Here is a 16261-nt window from a genome sequence, read left to right on the forward strand (position 1 = left end):
GTTTATCAACATGTCGACCTTGGGTTACGAGATCGTGGACGTGTTCACCGATCGTCCGTACGCGGGAAATCCGCTCGCGGTGGTGTTCGGAGCCGAAGGGCTGGCCACCGAGCAGATGCAGGCGCTGGCCCGGGAGTTCAACCTTTCGGAGACCGTCTTCGTGCTGCCCGCCACTCAGGTCGGCGTGACATACCGGGCCCGGATCTTCACGCCGGTCGAGGAACTGCCGTTCGCCGGGCACCCCAGTGTGGGCGCGGCGGTCACCGCGAGCCGGCGCGGTCTGTTCGAGCCGGGGCAGGTCACCCAGGAGTGCGGCGCCGGGGTGCTGCCGATCGAGGTGACCGAGGGCGGCGCGACGCTGACCGGCGGCATGCCCACGCTCGGGCCCGAACTGGACCCGGAACCGTTGCTTGAGATGGCCGGCCTGGCGGCCGGCGACCACGTTGGTCCGGCGCCCCGGGTGGCCGGCTGCGGCCTGGAGTTCCCCTTCCTGCCGGTGCACCCCGACGCGCTGGCCCGGGCACAGGTCGATCCGGTCGCGGCACGGCGATACGGAATCGAGCATGTCAGCGTCTTCTCCTGGGACGGGCCGACGCAAACCGCGTACGCCCGGGTCTTCGTTCCCGGCCTCGGCGTTCCGGAGGATCCGGCGACCGGCTCGGCGGCGCTCGGGCTGGGGGTGTGGTTGGTCGCCAGTGGTCTGTTGCCGGGTGACCGGCGATCGTCGTACACCGTCCGGCAGGGCGTCGAGATGGGTCGGCCGTCGTCGTTGGCCTGCACGGTCACCGCAGCCGGCGGTACGGTGCTGGGCGCCACCGTCGCCGGTCAGGTGATGGCGGTGGCCAGGGGAGAGATCCTGATCCCGCCCTTCATCGGCTGACCGGGCTGCCGCCGGACGGGCGAGGTACGAGAGGATGCCGTGGTGACCGACGAGCACAACAGCACCCCGCTGGTCGACGAGGCGATGAAGAAGGCCTCGGTCGCCTGGGTCGCGGTGGCCGGCGGTCCGGCACTGGCGTTGTGGTGCGTACCGCTGGAGGGTGCGCTGTTCGTGATCAGCGGTCCCGGAGAGCAGGCCGCGCCGGGGCTGGCCGAGGCCGACGAGGCGCAGGTGACGCTTCGCGGCGACCACGGCGGCCGGATCGTGACCTGGCTGGCCCGGGTGTCCCGGGTGGCGCCCGGGACCGACGAGTGGGACACCTTGGCCCCGCTGGTGGGAGCCAAACGGCTCAACGCACCCGGCCCGACGGCCGAACTGGTGGCCCGCTGGGCGGCCGACGGCTGTGCGCTGGTCCGGCTGGCACCCGCCGGGGACGCGGTGCACGGCGGGCAGTTGCCGGCCGACTCGCTCGCCGAGCCGCCCCGGCCGGCGCCGGTGGTCCGGGCCGTGCGAAAACCGTTCCGGCTGCACCGGGTACGCCGCCGCTGACCGTCAGCCGGGCCCGGTCAGGAGAGCACCGCCGTCGACCAGTTCGAGCACCTCGCCGAGGGCGGCCAACGCCGGACCGACCCAGCCGCTGTCCACGTTGTAGACCAGGTGGTCGACCAGGTCGGGAGTGTGCCGAAGAAATCGAACAGCACCGCCTGAAACCTGGCATGGGCAGGTGCCTCCGGCGCGATCATGTTGGCCCGTCGACGTGTGAGGATTACCCCTCGTGCCCCTCGAACCGCATCGCCCACCGCGGGACCTGCTCACCACCGGCGCACTGGCCCTCGCCGTCGTCGCCGTGGCCTCGTCCGCTCCGCTGATCGCCTTCGCCGCCGCGCCCGCGCTGGCCGTGGCGTTCTGGCGCAACATGATCGCAGTCGGCGTGCTCAGCCCGTTCGCGCTGATCAGGCGGCGGGCCGAGTTCCGATCGTTGCTCACCGGTGCCGGGCGGCGGGAGGGCATGTTCTGCGTGCTGTCCGGGGTGGCGCTGGCGGCGCACTTCGCCACCTGGATGCCGAGCGCGAAGCTCACTTCGGTGGCCGCGGCGACCGCGTTGGTCGCCACCCAGCCGGTCTGGCAGGGGCTCATCGCCCGAGCCCAGGGTCGCCGGCTCCCGTCCGGGGTGTGGGCCGGCATCGGAGTGGCGGTCGTCGGTGCCGTGCTGGCCACCGGCGCCGACTTCACGGTCTCCGCCGAGGCCTTCGCCGGTGATCTGCTGGCGCTGGCCGGCGGATTGTTCGCGGCGGTCTACATGGCGCTGGGGGAGCGTGCCCGCGTCACCGTCAGCACCGCCACCTACACCACGATCTGCTACGGGGTCTGCGCGCTGATCCTGCTGGTGGTCTGCCTGATCGCCCGGGTGCCGCTCGGCGGCTTCGACACCGGGACCTGGCTGGCCGTGCTGGCCCTGGTGGGCGGCGCCCAACTGCTCGGCCACTCGATGTTCAGCTATGCGCTGCGGCGGGTCTCGGCCACCACGGTCAGCGTGTTGATCCTGCTGGAGGCGCCCGGTGCGGCCCTGATCGGCTGGGCCTGGCTGGGTCAGCTGCCCGACCCGGTGACCCTGCCCGGCCTGGCGCTGCTGCTGGGCGGGGTCGCGGTGGTGGTGCTGACCAGTGCCCGCACCGCCCGCCGGGTCACCCGGGTGACCACCGCGGTGCCGGCGGACGCCGCACCGATGCGCGACTGACGGCCGTTCAGACCTCGTGAACCTCCAGTACCCGGGTGTCCGGCGCGGCGTCGCCCAACTCCGCCCGCAGCGCGACCCGCTGCGGATCGGCCAGGAACGACGTGTAGCCGGCCCGGGTGTCGAACCGGATGACGTGCACCTCGGTACGCCCGTCGCCGGTACGCAGCCGCCGTTCCACCCGGCCACCGTGCCGGGCCAGTAGGGCGAGTACGTCGTCCTCGTACCGCTGCCCGGCCTCGACCGCCGTGGCCGCCAACTCCACCAACGCGACCAGGCGTACCGCGGCGGCCGAATCGGTGACCAGCGACTTCCAGAACTGGTGGTCGACGTGCCCGCCCGGGATGCCCTCCCGTCGCCCGGTGTCGAGGTACCCGTGGCGCCGGTAGAAGTCCGGGGCCTGGAACGAGAACGAGGCGACCGAGATCTGGGTGCAACCCCGCCGTCGGGCCTCCTGGTCGGCCGCCGCCAGCAACCGGCCGCCCCAGCCCTCGCCCCGGCGGTCCTCGCGGACCCACACCATGTTGATCCCGGCGCAGCCGCCCCAGGTCCACCCGGTCAGCCCGGCCACCAGTTCACCGTCGGCGTCGGTGACCCGTACGGACAACTCCGCCTCGTCCTCGGCCCCGGTTGCCCGCCGGTTGTACGCGGTCAGCTCCGCGTCCAGCCGCTCGGTGAGTTCCTCGTCTCTGTCGAGCACTTCGATGCTCGCGTTCCCCGTGGTCGCCACCGGCGGAGTATCCCAATGTCCCGCGATTCCGGCGACCCCGTCGGCAACCGCGCCGTGCCGTGCCGGTCCGACGCTGCTGCGCTCAGGCGGGCAGACCGACCGCTGCGGCGCTGGCTGCCCAGAGTCGGGCGGCGAGCTGCGGGTCGGCCGCCTTGCGCAGCGGCCGGCGGGGCCGGCAGTCGAAGTAGTAGCCGCCGTCGAGCAGCCGGGACCGGTCCTGGTTGGCCAACCACACCAGGGTCTGGGCCCCCTTCTCCGGGCCGCGTAGCGGTAGCAGGCGCATGCCCACGGCAACGAGACGGCTCTCGTTGCCGAACCTGGTCCGTACCACCCCCGGATGGAAGCAGTACGAGGCGACCGTCGGCCAGCGCCGGGCCGCCTCCGCGGTGAACAGGATGTTCGCCTGCTTGCTGGTGCCGTACGCGGTCATCGGGCGGTAACGGCGCAGCGCTGCGTTGAGATCGTCCGGGTCGAGCGTGCCGCTGCGATGGGCGCCGGAGGCGGTCACCACCATCCGGTGAACCCGGTCGGCCAGCAGGTTGCCGAGCAAGAACGGGGCCAGATGGTTGGCCTGGATGGACAGTTCGAAGCCGTCGACGGTGGTGGCCGGCGCAAGCACGATCGCACCGGCGTTGTTGGCGAGCACGTCGATCCGGTCGTACGCGGCACGCAGTTGCTCGGCCAACTGCCGGACGTCGTCGAGTACGGCGAAGTCCGCGCGGAACACCGCCGGCCGTTCACCGGAGGACTCGCGTACCTCGTCAGCGGCGGTGCGCAGCCGGGACGGGTCGCGGCCGACCAGCACCACCTGGTCACCTCGGCGCGCCAGGTCGATGGCGGCGGCCAGTCCGATGCCGGAACTGGCGCCGGTGACCACCACCAGTCGACGGTCATTGAGATCTTCCGCAGGTCCATTCACCCCGGTCACGCGACGAGGTTACCGTGACGCCGCAACGGCTTCGGGGATGTTGCGCGAGCAGGCGACGGGCCCGCCACGACTTCGCGCGCGGGCGGGCCCGTCGCCGTCAGGCGGTGGACGAGTTGGCGATCGCGAAGACGATCAGGAGTACGTAGACGCCGATCGCCAGCACCAGCAGGCCGGTGAGGATCCAGCCGACGATGATGGCGGCCTTCGCCATGCCTTCGCCGCTCTCGCCCCGCTCGCGGATCTGGCGCATGGCGACGTGTCCCATGATCGCGCCGATCGGCGCGGTGATGCACGAGCCGATACCGATCAGGGAGAGCACCAGCGCGACGATGGCCAGCGAGTTCGTCTGCTGCGGCGGCGGATAGCCGTACCCCTGCTGGGGATATCCGTATCCGGGCTGGGGCGGCGGTGGGTAGCCGGCGGGCGGGTACGGCGCGGGAGGCTGCGGCGTGCCGAAGTCGGATTTCATGCCGCCGTACGGGTCGGCGGGCTGATAGGGGTCGTAACCGGCAGGCTGGGATGGTACGGGCTGCGGACTCGCCGGCAGAGTGGGGTCGACCGGCACATTGGAGGGCTGGCCGGTCGAAGGGTCGGGCCAGCCGCCGGACGTGGGCTGTGTCATCGAGCTCACTTCCATCGCAGTATCGGGCAGTCAGCGTAGCCACCTCGGGCCAGAACGCGCCGACACCGTCCCCCGGGTGCCGCGTTGCCCGAGGCGGTGACGCAGGGCAGGATCTCGGCATGGGCATTGACGCGCGAGCGGCGGACCGGTCCGGCAGCAGACCGAGGCGGGACAACAACCGACCGGGTGTGGTCCGGCGGACCCGCGCCGCGGTGGCGGCCGGGGTGGAGGAGCACGACTCGCCGGCCGTGCTGCCCGAGCCGGTGACCATGCGGTTGGACGGCAAGGTGGCCCTGGTGACCGGTGCCGGCAGTCCGGACGGCATCGGGTACGCCACCGCCCGGCGGCTGACCGACCTGGGCGCCCGGGTGGCGATCGTCTCCACCACTCGGCGCATCCACGAACGGGCCGGCGAACTCGGGGTGACCGGATTCGTCGCCGACCTCACCGACGAGTCGGAGGTCGGTGCACTGGCCGACGCCGTGGCCGAGCAACTCGGTGACGTGGAGGTCCTGGTCAACAACGCCGGGCTGGCCAGCCGGGCCTCCCCGGAGGTGCTGCGCCCGGTCGCCCAGCTCAGCTACGACGAGTGGCGGGGCGAGATCGACCGGAACCTCACCACCGCCTTCCTGTGCAGCCGAGCCTTCATCGGCGGGATGGCCGAGCGGGGTTGGGGACGGATCGTGAACCTGGCGGCGACCGCCGGGCCGGTCAACGCGCTGCCCACCGAGGCGGCGTACGCGGCGGCCAAGGCGGGTGTGGTGGGGCTGACCCGGGCCCTGGCGATGGAGATGATCGCCGACGGGGTGACGGTGAACGCCGTGGCGCCGGGCACCATCCACACGGCAGCGTCGACGATGGCCGAGCTCAAGCAGGGCCTGGGTACGCCGGTGGGACGCCCAGGTACGCCGGACGAGGTGGCCGCCGCGATCACCTTCCTCTGTTCGCCGGCGGCGTCGTACATCACCGGGCAGATGCTGGTGGTGGACGGCGGCAACAGTGTGCGGGAGGCCGAGTTCCGCTGAGCCGGGTCAGGTGTACTGACTGTCCGAGCCGGCCCAGAGCACCAGCGCCAGCCAGCCACAGCAGGCCAACAGGTAGAGGCCGGTGAAGATGTAGCTGAGGATCAACCCCCAGTTGGCGAGCTGGTCGCCCTGCTCGCCGCTGGTGCGTAGCTGCCGCCTGGCCAGGTGTCCGAGGACGATGCCGGCGGGCGCGAAGACGAACGCGAAGACCAGCGACAGGACGGCGAGCACGTTGGTACCACCACCACCGCCACCCGGCGGCGACGGTGGGCCGTACTGCCCGTACGGCACCTGCGGGGTGTACGGCGGTTGCTGTCCCCACTGCTGGCCGTGCGGCGGCTGACCCGGCTGCTCGTACGCCGGCTGCCCGTACGCGGGCTGACCCGGGTGCGGCTCGTTCGGCCGCCCGTACGACGGCTGCCCGGTCTCGTTGGGTGGCCCGTACTGCGGCTGTCCGTACGGCGATGGCGGCGGCTCGTACGGCGATGGCGGTTGGTCCGGCTCTGGCGGTTGGCTCACGCTGATCTCCTCCGTCCGCCGCACGGTGCCGGTAGCTGTCGGATGACGCCCCCATGTCGGGACGCTACCTGCACCGGAGGTTGTTTCACAGCGGTTCGGTGGACTGCCCGCGCAGGCTCTGCTGCCGGCGGTTCAGCTGCTCCTGGCGGTTCGGCCGCTCCTGGTGGCTGAGCCCAGCCGGGTCAGGCCCGCCACAGCCCGCTCGACGGCGAGGCAGCGGTTCTCGACATAGTCGATCCCGGCCTGCTGCGCGATCTGGCGGGCCTGCGGGGAGACGATGTCCAACTGCAACCACACCGCCGGGGCGCCCATCGCCACCGCCTGCCGGACCACCTCCACGGCGTCCTCCGCCGGCCGGAACACGTTCACCAGGTCGACCGGGTGCGGGATGTCGGCAAGCGTGCGGTACACCGGCTCGCCGAACAACTCGTCGGCGAACGGGTTGACCGGGATGATCCGCCAGCCATGCCGTTGCATCTGCGCCGGCACGCTGTGGGCCGCCTTGCCCGGGTCACGGGAGGCACCGACGACGGCGATCACGGCGGATTCGGCGAGAATCTGGCTGGGGGAGCGCACGTGCCGACTGTAGTCGTACCGGCGGTCTCGGTGCGGACGACGTCTGGGTGGGCACCCCGCTAGAGCAGGCTGAGCTGTTCGGGTGCGGGGGCCGGTGATGCTGGCACCTGGCGGTGCTCACCCGGGTCGGGCCGGTGCAGGCCGTGCCGCCGGGCGGCGATGCGTACCCGGGCGGTCAGTTCCCGCTGGTAGGACTGCGGCGCGTAGGCGCCGGAGCGGTACAGCTCCCGGTAGCGGGGGACCAGGTGGGGGTGTTCCCGGGCGAGCCAGCGGGCGTACCACTCGCGGGCGCCGGAGCGCAGGTGCAGCGGCAGCGGTGTCACGCTGGCCGCCCCGGCGGCGGCGATGGCCCCGACGGTGGCCTCGATGGAATCGTCGTCGTCGCTGAGGCCGGGCAGTATCGGCGCCATCAGTACGCCGACCTCGAAACCGGCGTCGGTGAACTGGCGTACCGCGTCGAGTCGTCGCCGTGGGCTCGGGGTGCCCGGCTCGACCGAGCGCCACAGCCGCTCGTCGACGAAGCCCACCGAGAACGACACCCCGACCCGGGCAACCTGCGCCGCCTGCCGGAGCAGGGGCAGGTCGAGCAGGATCAGCGTGCCCTTGGTCAGGATCGAGAACGGGTTGGCGAAGTCGCGCAGCGCCTCGATGATCGGCGGCATGAGCCGGTATCGCCCCTCGGCCCGCTGATAGCAGTCGACGTTGGTGCCCATTGCCACGTGCGCGCCTCGCCACCGTGGTGCGGCCAGCTCGCGGCGTAACAGCTCACCCGCGTTGACCTTGACGACCACCTGCCGGTCGAAGTCGGCGCCCGCGTCGAGATCAAGATAGGTGTGGGTGTTCCGGGCGAAACAGTACAAGCAGGCGTGGCTACAACCTCGGTACGGGTTCACCGTCCACTCGAACGGGACGCGGGAGGTGCCCGGAACCTTGTTGAGGATCGACCTGGCACGCACCTCGTAGAAGGTCATGCCGGCGAAACCGGGGGTGTCGAAGGTGCGGACGACCGCGCCGGGCAGCGCCAGCGGCAGGGGTGGCGTCGCTGGCGCTGCCCGTGCGGGATCTCCCTCGACCGGGGGAGCGGCGAGGTTCTCCCAGCGCATGGGCATCATTCGAACACATGTGCGACAGCTGTCGCAAGAGGTGCGCCGGGGTGTCGTCGACGGGACTCGTCCGCCACTTTGGAAGTCGACCTGACGCGACGGGACCGGGCCCGATTCGGGCCCGGTCGCTGGCTCTGCCGCAGGCTGTCAGTGCTTGTGCTCGGCGAGCTTCTTGCGGACGTCGTCCATGTCCAACGCCCGGACCTGCTCGATCAGGTTCTCCAGCGCCGACTCCGGCAGTGCGCCCGGCTGAGCGAAGACGATGACGCCGTCGCGGATGGCCATGATGGTGGGGATGGAGCGGATGTCGAACTTGGCCGCGATCTCCTGCTGCGCCTCGGTGTCGACCTTGCCGAAGGTGATGTCGGAGTGCTTCGCGGACGAGCGCTCGTAGACCGGAGCGAACCGCTTGCAGGGGCCACACCAGTCGGCCCAGAAGTCGACCAGAACGATGCCGTCGCTCTCGGTTACCTGGTCGAAATTAGCGGTGGTCAGCTCGACGGTTGCCATCTGAATCTCTCCGATCATGCGGAACAGCTACGTCTGATGGAACTCTGCACCACCCCGTCGCATTCCCGTCCGAGTGTCACCGAAACCCGGATCGGAGCGCAGCGCTGGGGCAATGCACGCATCGACAATCATCGCTTGATCCGAGCATCGGCTGATCGCAAATGCATGTCGCATTTGCGTGACGGCGGGTGATGGGAGCGTTTCCAATAAAGACTGGCGCGAAACGCTCTACTCAACGGTAACTTGGGTGTTGACGGGCACCGATGCGACCTGCGGAGATCGCCTGGAAGGCGACCTTCTGTCACGCAGAGTAATGTAACAAAAATATAAATGTGACCTCGGTCTCTGTGCAGCCGGACGGGTGTACGGCAGAATCTTGAACCATCAGAGCGTGGGCGGCGGGTGCCGGGGAGGGCCCCGCCGCTCATTGCGTCCGGCCTCGGTTTGCGGCCTTCGCCGCTGTGGCGACCCAGTTGCCCGAGCCAGGTGAGGCCACCTGACCCACGTGACTCCGCGCCGCCTCAAGGTGCCGCGCCGCGCATCGCCACCGGCGCTGGGTTGTTTCGCCACCTGCGCGGATTCGTTGCGGACCGGGACTTGACCAGCGGTATGGCGCATATGCTGACGCCGGAGGTCCCGCCATGAGCGAGCGCAGCGAGCGAGTCAGCGTGCGCGGCGCCGGAGTGCCGGCATGAGCGAGCGTCGGCGAGCGAACCATCGGTTCAGCGCGTTGGTGCCTCATGAGGGCAGGCCGGGCTACTCCGCAACCGAATGGGACCTGATCACTCGCCTGCCTGGCCGGGTGATCGTGATCGCCGTTCAGCCTGGCCCCGGTCGGCCGTACCCGGGTGTGGCGGCCGGTCTCGCCGGCCTGGAGGCGGTGGCGGCCGGGCGGGCCTTCGACAGCGACCTGGTCCGGGCGGTGGTGGCCGCGATCTACTCCCGCGATGACGGGGCGGTCGAGCCGGCACCCCGCCCCGCCGACCTGGTGGACGTGCTCGCGGCGTGCCGGGCGGTGGTCCGGGTCCTCGATCGGCGGGCCGATCCGGCTGACTCGGCGGCCTACCGGCAGTGGGTGCAGTCGGTGGCGGCCCGGGTGTGCCGCGCCGGGTCGGCCGGGCTGCCGGACGGCATGCTCGCCCCGGCCGACCGTCGCCTCCTCGACCGACTCGGTGGTGCCCTGGCGCTCGGCTGATCCGCGTCGCCACCGGTGCTCACCTCGGTGGGGCGTACCCTGCCTGACCGTGACCGATGAGCAGTTCGACGTCGGCGTGGGCCCCTGGCGCGGGACTCCGCCGGACGACCCTCGGTACGACCCGCAGTTGCTTGCCGAGGGCGACCGGCGCAACGTGGTCGACCGCTACCGCTACTGGCGGCGCGAGGCGGTGGTCGCCGATCTGGATCAGCGGCGGCACGACTTCCATGTGGCGATCGAGAACTGGCAGCACGATCTGAACATCGGCACGGTGGTGCGTAACGCCAACGCCTTCCTGGCCGCCGAGGTGCACATCGTGGGCCGCCGCCGGTGGAACCGACGCGGCGCCATGGTGACCGATCGCTATCAGCACGTACGCCATCACGAGACGATCGACGAGTTCGTCGCCTGGGCGGGGCAACGCGGGCTGCCGCTGGTCGGGATCGACAACCTGCCCGGCTCCCGTCCGTTGGAGAGCACCACGCTGCCGCAGCGGTGCATCCTGCTGTTCGGTCAGGAGGGGCCGGGCCTGTCCGACGCCGCCCGAGCCGCCTGCGACCAGCTCTTCTCCATCGCACAGTACGGCTCGACCCGGTCCATCAACGCGGGCGTGGCGAGCGGGATCGCCATGCACGCCTGGATCCGTGCCTACGCCGGTCCGCCGCCGGGCTGAGCTGGCCCCGCACGGTGCCGGCGGCTGAGCTGGCCCGGTGCGGTGCCGGCTGGCCGAGTCGGGCGGCGCTGCGCCGGCAATGACGCCGCTCCGCTTGACGGCTCGCTCCGGGCGGGTAACGGTGGAGGTGTGACTGTTGCGGTGAGTTGTCCTAGATGCGGCGGCCCGGTGCGACCACCGGACCTGATGCACGGGGAGTCGCGTTGTCCCGACTGCGGCCCGGTCGCCCCGCTGCATGTGCCCGAGCACATCGGCGCCGAGATCGTGGCGAGTGTGGTCGACCGGATCCAGGCGGCCGTGCAGCCGGAGCGGCCGGCGGTGCCGCTGTGGTGCCCGTGGCCGTTGCCGCCGGGATGGACCACCACCGGAGTGGCATGGGCCGGCGACGACCGGCTCGGGGTACGCGCCACCGCCGTCGCCTGCGCCGGCCCGGCGCCGCTCGGCGGTGGGCCCGCCGATCTGGTGTTCGTGGCCGAGGAGCCGGGGGTGGGGCTGGGCGCCCGGTACGCCGGGGTGCCGGGTCCCGACGCGGGCCCGGAACTCGCCGAGGCGTTGACCGAGCCCGGCCCTGGGCATCCCGGGCATGTCGGGCGGGCCGGGATCAAGGTGGCCGGTCACCCGACTCCACTGTGGCTGGTGAATTCTCTGACGGATCGAAGCGCGTACGCCGGCGAGGCTCGGGGATTGTGGTTGTATGCGATAGCCTGGCCGGCGAGTGCGGGGCATCTGCTCGCGGAGGACGTGGTGTTGCACGACCTGGTCGAGTGGACGCCATCCGAGCTCGTGTACGGCGCACCGTCTCCTTACCTGCACGGGAAGGCTTGACAAGCCCCCCGGAATGTCGGAGAACGGACGCAGGTATTCACGGTAAGAAACCACGCTGATACTCTGGGTGCCGCTGCGGTAATGGGACCCGGCGCCGCGCGAGAGGATGGCCCGCCATGGTCAAGAAGGTCCTCACCTGGGCCGGAATCGCATTCTTGATCTTCTTTGTCGCCTACCGGCCAAATTCTGCCGCGGACGTGTTCAAGTCGCTCGGTGGCGGCATCATGGACATCGCCCAGGGCTTCGGCGACTTCTTCACCAGCCTGGTCGCCTAGCCGCCGATGGGAAGCCCCTCCGGCCCGCCCTTCGACCCCGACGATCCCGATCGGGCGCGTCGGGAACAGGACACCGAGCCGATTCCCCGGATCGACCCCGACGACGGCCCCGGCCGTGACCCGGGTCCACGCTCCGACCCATACTCCTCCGACGGTCCGTTCTTCTCCGATGATGCCGGTTACGGCCCGGGGCCGGGCTACGTCGACGAGGATCGGTCGGGGCGGGCCTGGGTGCGGGATCCCGAGGCGGGCTACCAGCCGCCACAGATCTCCGAGGATGAGTTGGCGGGGCTGCGCGCCGATGCCAGTGGCATGACCCCACGCCGGGTCCTGCCACTGGAGGACGAGCCGAGCTCGCTGGTCGCCCGCTACCTCTTCCCCACGGAGCGCTACCGGGGGGAGTGGAAGCGGCACTGGATCCACCTCGCCACACCGATCATCGTCGGTGTCGCGGCCACTTTCGTGCTCGGCTACCTCTCCGGCTTCCTCGCCGGACAGGACGTCGGGGCGCTCACCACGATCGCCGTGCTGCTCTGGTTCGCGGTGATGGGTTGGGTGGCCTGGCGGGTCGCCGACTGGTGGTACGACCGGTTCATCCTGACCAACAAGCGGGTCATGGTGGTCAACGGCATCATCACCCGGCGGGTCGCCATGATGCCCCTGACCCGGGTCACCGACATGAAGTACGAGCAGTCGCCGGCGGGCCGCGCCCTTAACTACGGCACCTTCGTGCTGGAGTCGGCCGGTCAGGAGCAGGCGCTGCGTGAGGTCAAGAACCTGCCCAACCCCAACGAGCTCTATCTGCGTGTGGTCGAGGAGATGTACGAGCCGCAGGCGGTCGAGGCGCGGTTGGGCAAGGAACAGGACGAGGCCAAGGCCGACGACGGTGCCTGAAGGTTTCTGACCGAAAATCGGATCCGCTGCGCACCTTCCGCCCTCGACCTACTGGTCCGGCCGTGGCAGGCTGCCCGCAGAGCCGGGTACGGAGGTGGCGTGTGGCCAGCAGTGATCCGCTGGAGGAGGAGTTTCGTGACTTCGTCACCGCCCGCTCCAGCGCCCTGCTGCGGACCGCGTACCTGCTGACTGGGGACTGGGGCACCGCAGAGGACCTGCTTCAGACCGCGCTGACCAAGACGTACCTCGCCTGGAAGCGCCTTGGCGGCATCGAGGCGATCGAGCCGTACGCCCGGCGCGTCATGATCAACACCTCGACGAGTTGGTGGCGACGTCGCTGGCACGGCGAGCGTCCCAGCGAGATGCTGCCCGAGCGGGCGGCCGTCGACGAGATTGAGCAGCAACTGGACCGGGACGTGCTCTGGCGGCACCTGCGGGCCCTGCCCGCCCGGCAGCGTGCCGTGCTGGTGTTGCGCTTCTATGAGGATCTGTCGGAGTCACAGACGGCCGCCATGCTCGACATCTCGACGGGCACGGTCAAGAGCCAGACCTCCCGGGCGTTGGCCACCCTGCGCCGCAGGATCGGCGCGGACGAGGCGTTCGTGCTACCTGGCGCGGCGTTGCCGAGCACCGACCCACCGAGGAACCGGCGGGCTGGGCGGGCGAGCGCTCCGGCGCGGATCGGCCAGCCGACTCCGACCCGGGGGCCCGGCACCCCGCCGCCCACCGTCGCGCCGAGCACAACCCCGGTCGGGCATGCCGGTGTCCCGGAACCGACCGGCCGGCCCGGTTCTACGACCCCCGCGCGCAGCCAGGACCGACCCGCCGCAGCGGCCGGCACGGCAGCGCCCCCGTCGACGGGCATCAGGCGACCCGCGCAGCCGCCGGTCGCCGTCGCCCAGCCGGATGGCGCCTTGGCGGGAGAACGACGGTGAACGCAGTTTCCGAAGGTCGTGACAACCCGAGCGGAACTCCGAATCGTCCAGTGAACGTGGAGCAGGACGGGCTGGAACGTGCCGTCCGGGAGGTGTTCTCCCGGCAGGCCGGGACGCCGCGTGCGAGCGTCCTCGATCCGGCGGACGCGGTGATCCGGCGGGCGAACCGGATCCGACGCCGCCGCGCTCTGGCCGGGATGAGTCTGGCCGCGACGGCGATCATCGTGGTCAGTGCCGGGGCGATGCAGCTTGGCCAGGCGCCTCCACCGAACGGCAGCACGGTGGTGATCGGCGAGCGGGAGCAACTGCCCGAGGTGAGCGGGACGCCGACGATCCCGCCACCCGCACCGGACACCGGCACCCCGCTCGCCGAGGTCGATCTCGTCCTGGGCGAGACGATCGTCACCGCCCAGGGCCGGCGGGTCACCGTCGTCGGCGCAGGCCGGATCGAACGCGCCCACCGCCTCTCCGAGGATCGCGGCTGGCTGGCAGTCAGCGCGCCGGGCCTGGCCGGGCGTTTCCTCTGGGCGGTGGCGCCCACCGGCAGCGTGCAGGTGCTGCTCGCCGGCGCCGACGAGATCGTCCTGGACAGGGACGGCCGCCAGGTCGCCTGGAAGCAGGGCCCCGTGCTGGCGAGCGCGCGAGTCGTCAACGGCGAGTTGGCCTCCATCGCCCGCGCCGAGGTGCCCGCCGAAGCCATGCCGCTGCGCTTCGTCAGCGGTGCCGTGCTGGTACGGCTGGCACCCGACCGCCCGGGGCACGTGCTGTGGCGCCTGCACCCAGGAGCTTTCGAGCCGGGCACCGATGAGTCGACCAGCCAGATCTTCGGTGCGTTGCCCGACGGCCGACTGGTCGGCGAGGTGGTCACGGGCAAGTCGGGGGCGACCTGCCTGACGTTGCTGGACCCGGCCCGCGACCTCGCCCGGACCGGCCCGGAATGCGGGCCGCGACTGGATGGGGACGGCCTGGGCGCGGTGTCACCGGACGGGCGTTGGCTGCTGGCCAACGGTCGTTCCGACGGCGGGGACAAGGCTCTGCTGGTCGACCTGGCTCGGCTGGACAGCTCGGTTGAACCGGTTGTCGCCGGGCCCGCGATCAGCGGCGCCGTGGCATGGAGTACGCCCGCAACCGCCTACTACCACGCCGACGCCGTCGGTCGCCTGGCCCGGGTGGACGTCGATCGGGCGACCAGTGGCGGTTCCCCGACCCTGGTGGCCATCACCGGTCTGCCCGCCGGCCAGCCGCCTGTGGTAATCAGCGGGGCCGAGCTGAGCCGGTAGCCTCGGGCCATGATCCCCCGGATCGACCTGCACACCCACTCCACCGCCAGCGACGGCACGCTCAGCCCGGCCCAACTGGTCCACGCCGCCGCCGCGGCCGGGCTCGACGTCGTGGCCATCACCGACCACGACACCACCGCCGGCTGGGAGCCGGCGGTGCGGGCCCTGCCGACAGGGCTGCGCCTGGTCCGAGGCGCGGAGCTGTCCTGCCGCTGGGACGGCGTCACGCCGTCGCTGCCGTTGCACCTGTTGGCGTACCTCTTCGATCCGGACGCCCCGGAGCTGGTCGCCGAACTGGCCCGGGTGCGGGCGGCCCGGGTGGAGCGGGGTGAGCGCATCGTGGCGCTGCTGAGAGCCGACGGCATCGACGTCAGCTGGCCGGAGGTCCTGGCCGGGGCAGGCGGTGGAACCGTCGGGCGGCCACACATCGCGCAGGCGCTGATCCGGGCCGGCCTGGTCGCCACCACCAGCGAGGCGTTCGGCCCCGACTGGCTGGGGGAGCGGTACCGACTACCCAAGGAGGACATCGACGTCTTCCGGGCCGTCCGGCTGATCCGGGCGGCCGGCGGCGTGCCGGTCTTCGCCCATCCGCGGGCCACCCGGCGGGGCCGGATCGTGCCGGACGAGCTGATCGCTGAGCTGGCGGCGGCCGGCCTGGCCGGCCTGGAAGCCGACCACGAGGACCACTCGCCGGCCGAACGGGCGCATGTGCGCGGCCTCGCCGCCGAATTGGGCCTGCTGGTGACGGGATCGTCGGACTTCCACGGCACGCACAAGACCGTCCAGTTGGGCGCCTTCACCACCGAGCCCGAGGCGTACGAACGAATCGTGGCCGCATCGTCCGGCGTGATCGAGGTCGCTTCCGGCTGATCTCCGTTCCGACGCACCGCTACGGTGACCAGGTGGATCTCAAGCTCTTCGGCGAGGTTTTCGTGACCCTGCTGGTCATCGTCGACCCGCCGGGCATGATGCCGATCTTCCTCGCCCTGACCAGTCCGCTGGCGGCGCGGGAGCGCAACCGGGCCGCCTGGCAGGCGGTCGCGCTCGCGCTCGGCGTGATCGTGGTCTTCGCGGTCGCGGGGCAGACCCTGCTCGCGTACCTGCACGTCGATCTGCCGGCGTTGCAGGCGGCCGGCGGTCTGCTGCTGGTGCTGGTCGCGCTGGAGTTGCTGACCGGCAAGACCGACGATCCGACCAAGCAGGCCACCTCCAACATCGCCCTGGTGCCGCTGGGCACGCCGCTGCTGGCCGGCCCCGGCGCGATCGTGGCCACCATGCTCTTCGTCCAGCAGGCCGACGTGGCGGCCGACTACGTGGCCATCGCCACCGCGATCGTCGCGGTGATGCTGACCGTCTGGATCGTGCTGCGCTTCTCCGGCGGCATCGTCAAGGTGTTGCGGCCCGGCGGTATCGAGGTGCTCACCCGCATCGCCGGCCTGCTGCTGGCGGCGATCGCCGTGCAGCTCATCGCGGACGCGATCTTCGCCTTCGTGGCCGACTTCACCGCCACCCGCTGACCGGTCGAGCGGAGTGTCGGGGGTGGATGGCAGGATCGC

At 71.3% G+C, this 16261-nt stretch carries 20 protein-coding genes; 13 read left to right on the top strand and 7 right to left on the bottom strand.

Going from position 1 to position 16261, the window contains the following annotated elements; genetic code table 11:
* The first annotated feature begins 10 nt into the window (after positions 1 to 10).
* From AB0M35_RS00470 to AB0M35_RS00480, 3 genes are all read left to right on the top strand, one after another.
* Positions 11 to 880 carry a PhzF family phenazine biosynthesis protein gene (locus AB0M35_RS00470; RefSeq protein ID WP_363740126.1) on the top strand — a complete coding sequence of 290 codons (870 nt, stop codon included), beginning with the start codon at positions 11 to 13 and terminating at the stop codon, positions 878 to 880.
* A gap of 84 nt (positions 881 to 964) precedes the next feature.
* Complete coding sequence (locus AB0M35_RS00475; RefSeq protein WP_363741796.1) at positions 965 to 1429, top strand: hypothetical protein; 465 nt, start codon at positions 965 to 967, stop codon at positions 1427 to 1429.
* Between the two features lie 226 nt (positions 1430 to 1655).
* A complete protein-coding gene (locus AB0M35_RS00480; RefSeq protein ID WP_363740127.1) occupies positions 1656 to 2618 on the top strand; it encodes a DMT family transporter in 963 nt (320 codons plus the stop codon).
* Between the two features lie 7 nt (positions 2619 to 2625).
* Here AB0M35_RS00480 and AB0M35_RS00485 read toward each other — a convergent pair whose 3' ends face one another.
* The 3 genes from AB0M35_RS00485 to AB0M35_RS00495 form a co-directional block, all read right to left on the bottom strand.
* On the bottom strand, positions 2626 to 3345 hold the full coding sequence (locus AB0M35_RS00485; RefSeq protein WP_363740128.1) for a GNAT family N-acetyltransferase: 720 nt from the start codon (positions 3343 to 3345) through the stop codon (positions 2626 to 2628).
* 82 nt (positions 3346 to 3427) lie between these two features.
* Positions 3428 to 4273 (bottom strand): SDR family NAD(P)-dependent oxidoreductase, encoded by an 846-nt coding sequence (locus tag AB0M35_RS00490; protein WP_363740129.1) that lies wholly within the window; start codon positions 4271 to 4273, stop codon positions 3428 to 3430.
* A gap of 97 nt (positions 4274 to 4370) precedes the next feature.
* Positions 4371 to 4895 carry a DUF4190 domain-containing protein gene (locus AB0M35_RS00495; protein ID WP_363740130.1) on the bottom strand — a complete coding sequence of 175 codons (525 nt, stop codon included), beginning with the start codon at positions 4893 to 4895 and terminating at the stop codon, positions 4371 to 4373.
* A gap of 119 nt (positions 4896 to 5014) precedes the next feature.
* Between AB0M35_RS00495 and AB0M35_RS00500 the strand changes: the two genes are divergently transcribed.
* A complete protein-coding gene (locus AB0M35_RS00500; RefSeq protein WP_363740131.1) occupies positions 5015 to 5920 on the top strand; it encodes an SDR family NAD(P)-dependent oxidoreductase in 906 nt (301 codons plus the stop codon).
* A 6-nt stretch (positions 5921 to 5926) separates the two neighbouring features.
* Here AB0M35_RS00500 and AB0M35_RS00505 read toward each other — a convergent pair whose 3' ends face one another.
* From AB0M35_RS00505 to trxA, 4 genes are all read right to left on the bottom strand, one after another.
* On the bottom strand, positions 5927 to 6439 hold the full coding sequence (locus AB0M35_RS00505) for a DUF4190 domain-containing protein (RefSeq protein WP_363740132.1): 513 nt from the start codon (positions 6437 to 6439) through the stop codon (positions 5927 to 5929).
* A gap of 132 nt (positions 6440 to 6571) precedes the next feature.
* Complete coding sequence (locus AB0M35_RS00510) at positions 6572 to 7015, bottom strand: CoA-binding protein (protein WP_363740133.1); 444 nt, start codon at positions 7013 to 7015, stop codon at positions 6572 to 6574.
* Between the two features lie 59 nt (positions 7016 to 7074).
* A complete protein-coding gene (locus AB0M35_RS00515; RefSeq protein WP_363740134.1) occupies positions 7075 to 8118 on the bottom strand; it encodes an Rv2578c family radical SAM protein in 1044 nt (347 codons plus the stop codon).
* A 147-nt stretch (positions 8119 to 8265) separates the two neighbouring features.
* On the bottom strand, positions 8266 to 8628 hold the full coding sequence (trxA, locus tag AB0M35_RS00520; RefSeq protein ID WP_363740135.1) for a thioredoxin: 363 nt from the start codon (positions 8626 to 8628) through the stop codon (positions 8266 to 8268).
* Between the two features lie 691 nt (positions 8629 to 9319).
* Between trxA and AB0M35_RS00525 the strand changes: the two genes are divergently transcribed.
* The 9 genes from AB0M35_RS00525 to AB0M35_RS00565 all read left to right on the top strand — a co-directional run bounded on the left by AB0M35_RS00525 (position 9320) and on the right by AB0M35_RS00565 (position 16222).
* Complete coding sequence (locus AB0M35_RS00525; protein WP_363740136.1) at positions 9320 to 9823, top strand: hypothetical protein; 504 nt, start codon at positions 9320 to 9322, stop codon at positions 9821 to 9823.
* 49 nt (positions 9824 to 9872) lie between these two features.
* The gene (locus AB0M35_RS00530) at positions 9873 to 10496 is read left to right on the top strand and encodes an RNA methyltransferase (RefSeq protein WP_363740137.1); all 624 of its coding nucleotides are present in this window, start codon (positions 9873 to 9875) and stop codon (positions 10494 to 10496) included.
* A gap of 141 nt (positions 10497 to 10637) precedes the next feature.
* On the top strand, positions 10638 to 11321 hold the full coding sequence (locus AB0M35_RS00535) for a TFIIB-type zinc ribbon-containing protein (RefSeq protein WP_363740138.1): 684 nt from the start codon (positions 10638 to 10640) through the stop codon (positions 11319 to 11321).
* 116 nt (positions 11322 to 11437) lie between these two features.
* Positions 11438 to 11596, top strand: coding sequence for a hypothetical protein (locus tag AB0M35_RS00540; protein ID WP_007455302.1), 159 nt, complete (start codon positions 11438 to 11440; stop codon positions 11594 to 11596).
* 6 nt (positions 11597 to 11602) lie between these two features.
* Positions 11603 to 12490 (top strand): PH domain-containing protein, encoded by an 888-nt coding sequence (locus tag AB0M35_RS00545; protein ID WP_363740139.1) that lies wholly within the window; start codon positions 11603 to 11605, stop codon positions 12488 to 12490.
* 101 nt (positions 12491 to 12591) lie between these two features.
* On the top strand, positions 12592 to 13425 hold the full coding sequence (locus tag AB0M35_RS00550; RefSeq protein ID WP_363740140.1) for a SigE family RNA polymerase sigma factor: 834 nt from the start codon (positions 12592 to 12594) through the stop codon (positions 13423 to 13425).
* A 50-nt stretch (positions 13426 to 13475) separates the two neighbouring features.
* Entirely contained in the window at positions 13476 to 14705 is a 1230-nt protein-coding gene (locus AB0M35_RS00555) for a hypothetical protein (RefSeq protein ID WP_363740141.1), read from the top strand.
* Between the two features lie 9 nt (positions 14706 to 14714).
* Positions 14715 to 15575: a PHP domain-containing protein gene (locus AB0M35_RS00560; protein ID WP_363740142.1), complete on the top strand. Its 861-nt coding sequence runs from the start codon at positions 14715 to 14717 to the stop codon at positions 15573 to 15575.
* Between the two features lie 32 nt (positions 15576 to 15607).
* Positions 15608 to 16222 carry a MarC family protein gene (locus tag AB0M35_RS00565; protein ID WP_013731434.1) on the top strand — a complete coding sequence of 205 codons (615 nt, stop codon included), beginning with the start codon at positions 15608 to 15610 and terminating at the stop codon, positions 16220 to 16222.
* Positions 16223 to 16261 lie beyond the last annotated feature (39 nt).

The sequence above is a fragment of the Micromonospora sp. NPDC051196 genome, assembly GCF_040682415.1.
GTDB lineage: Bacteria > Actinomycetota > Actinomycetes > Mycobacteriales > Micromonosporaceae > Micromonospora.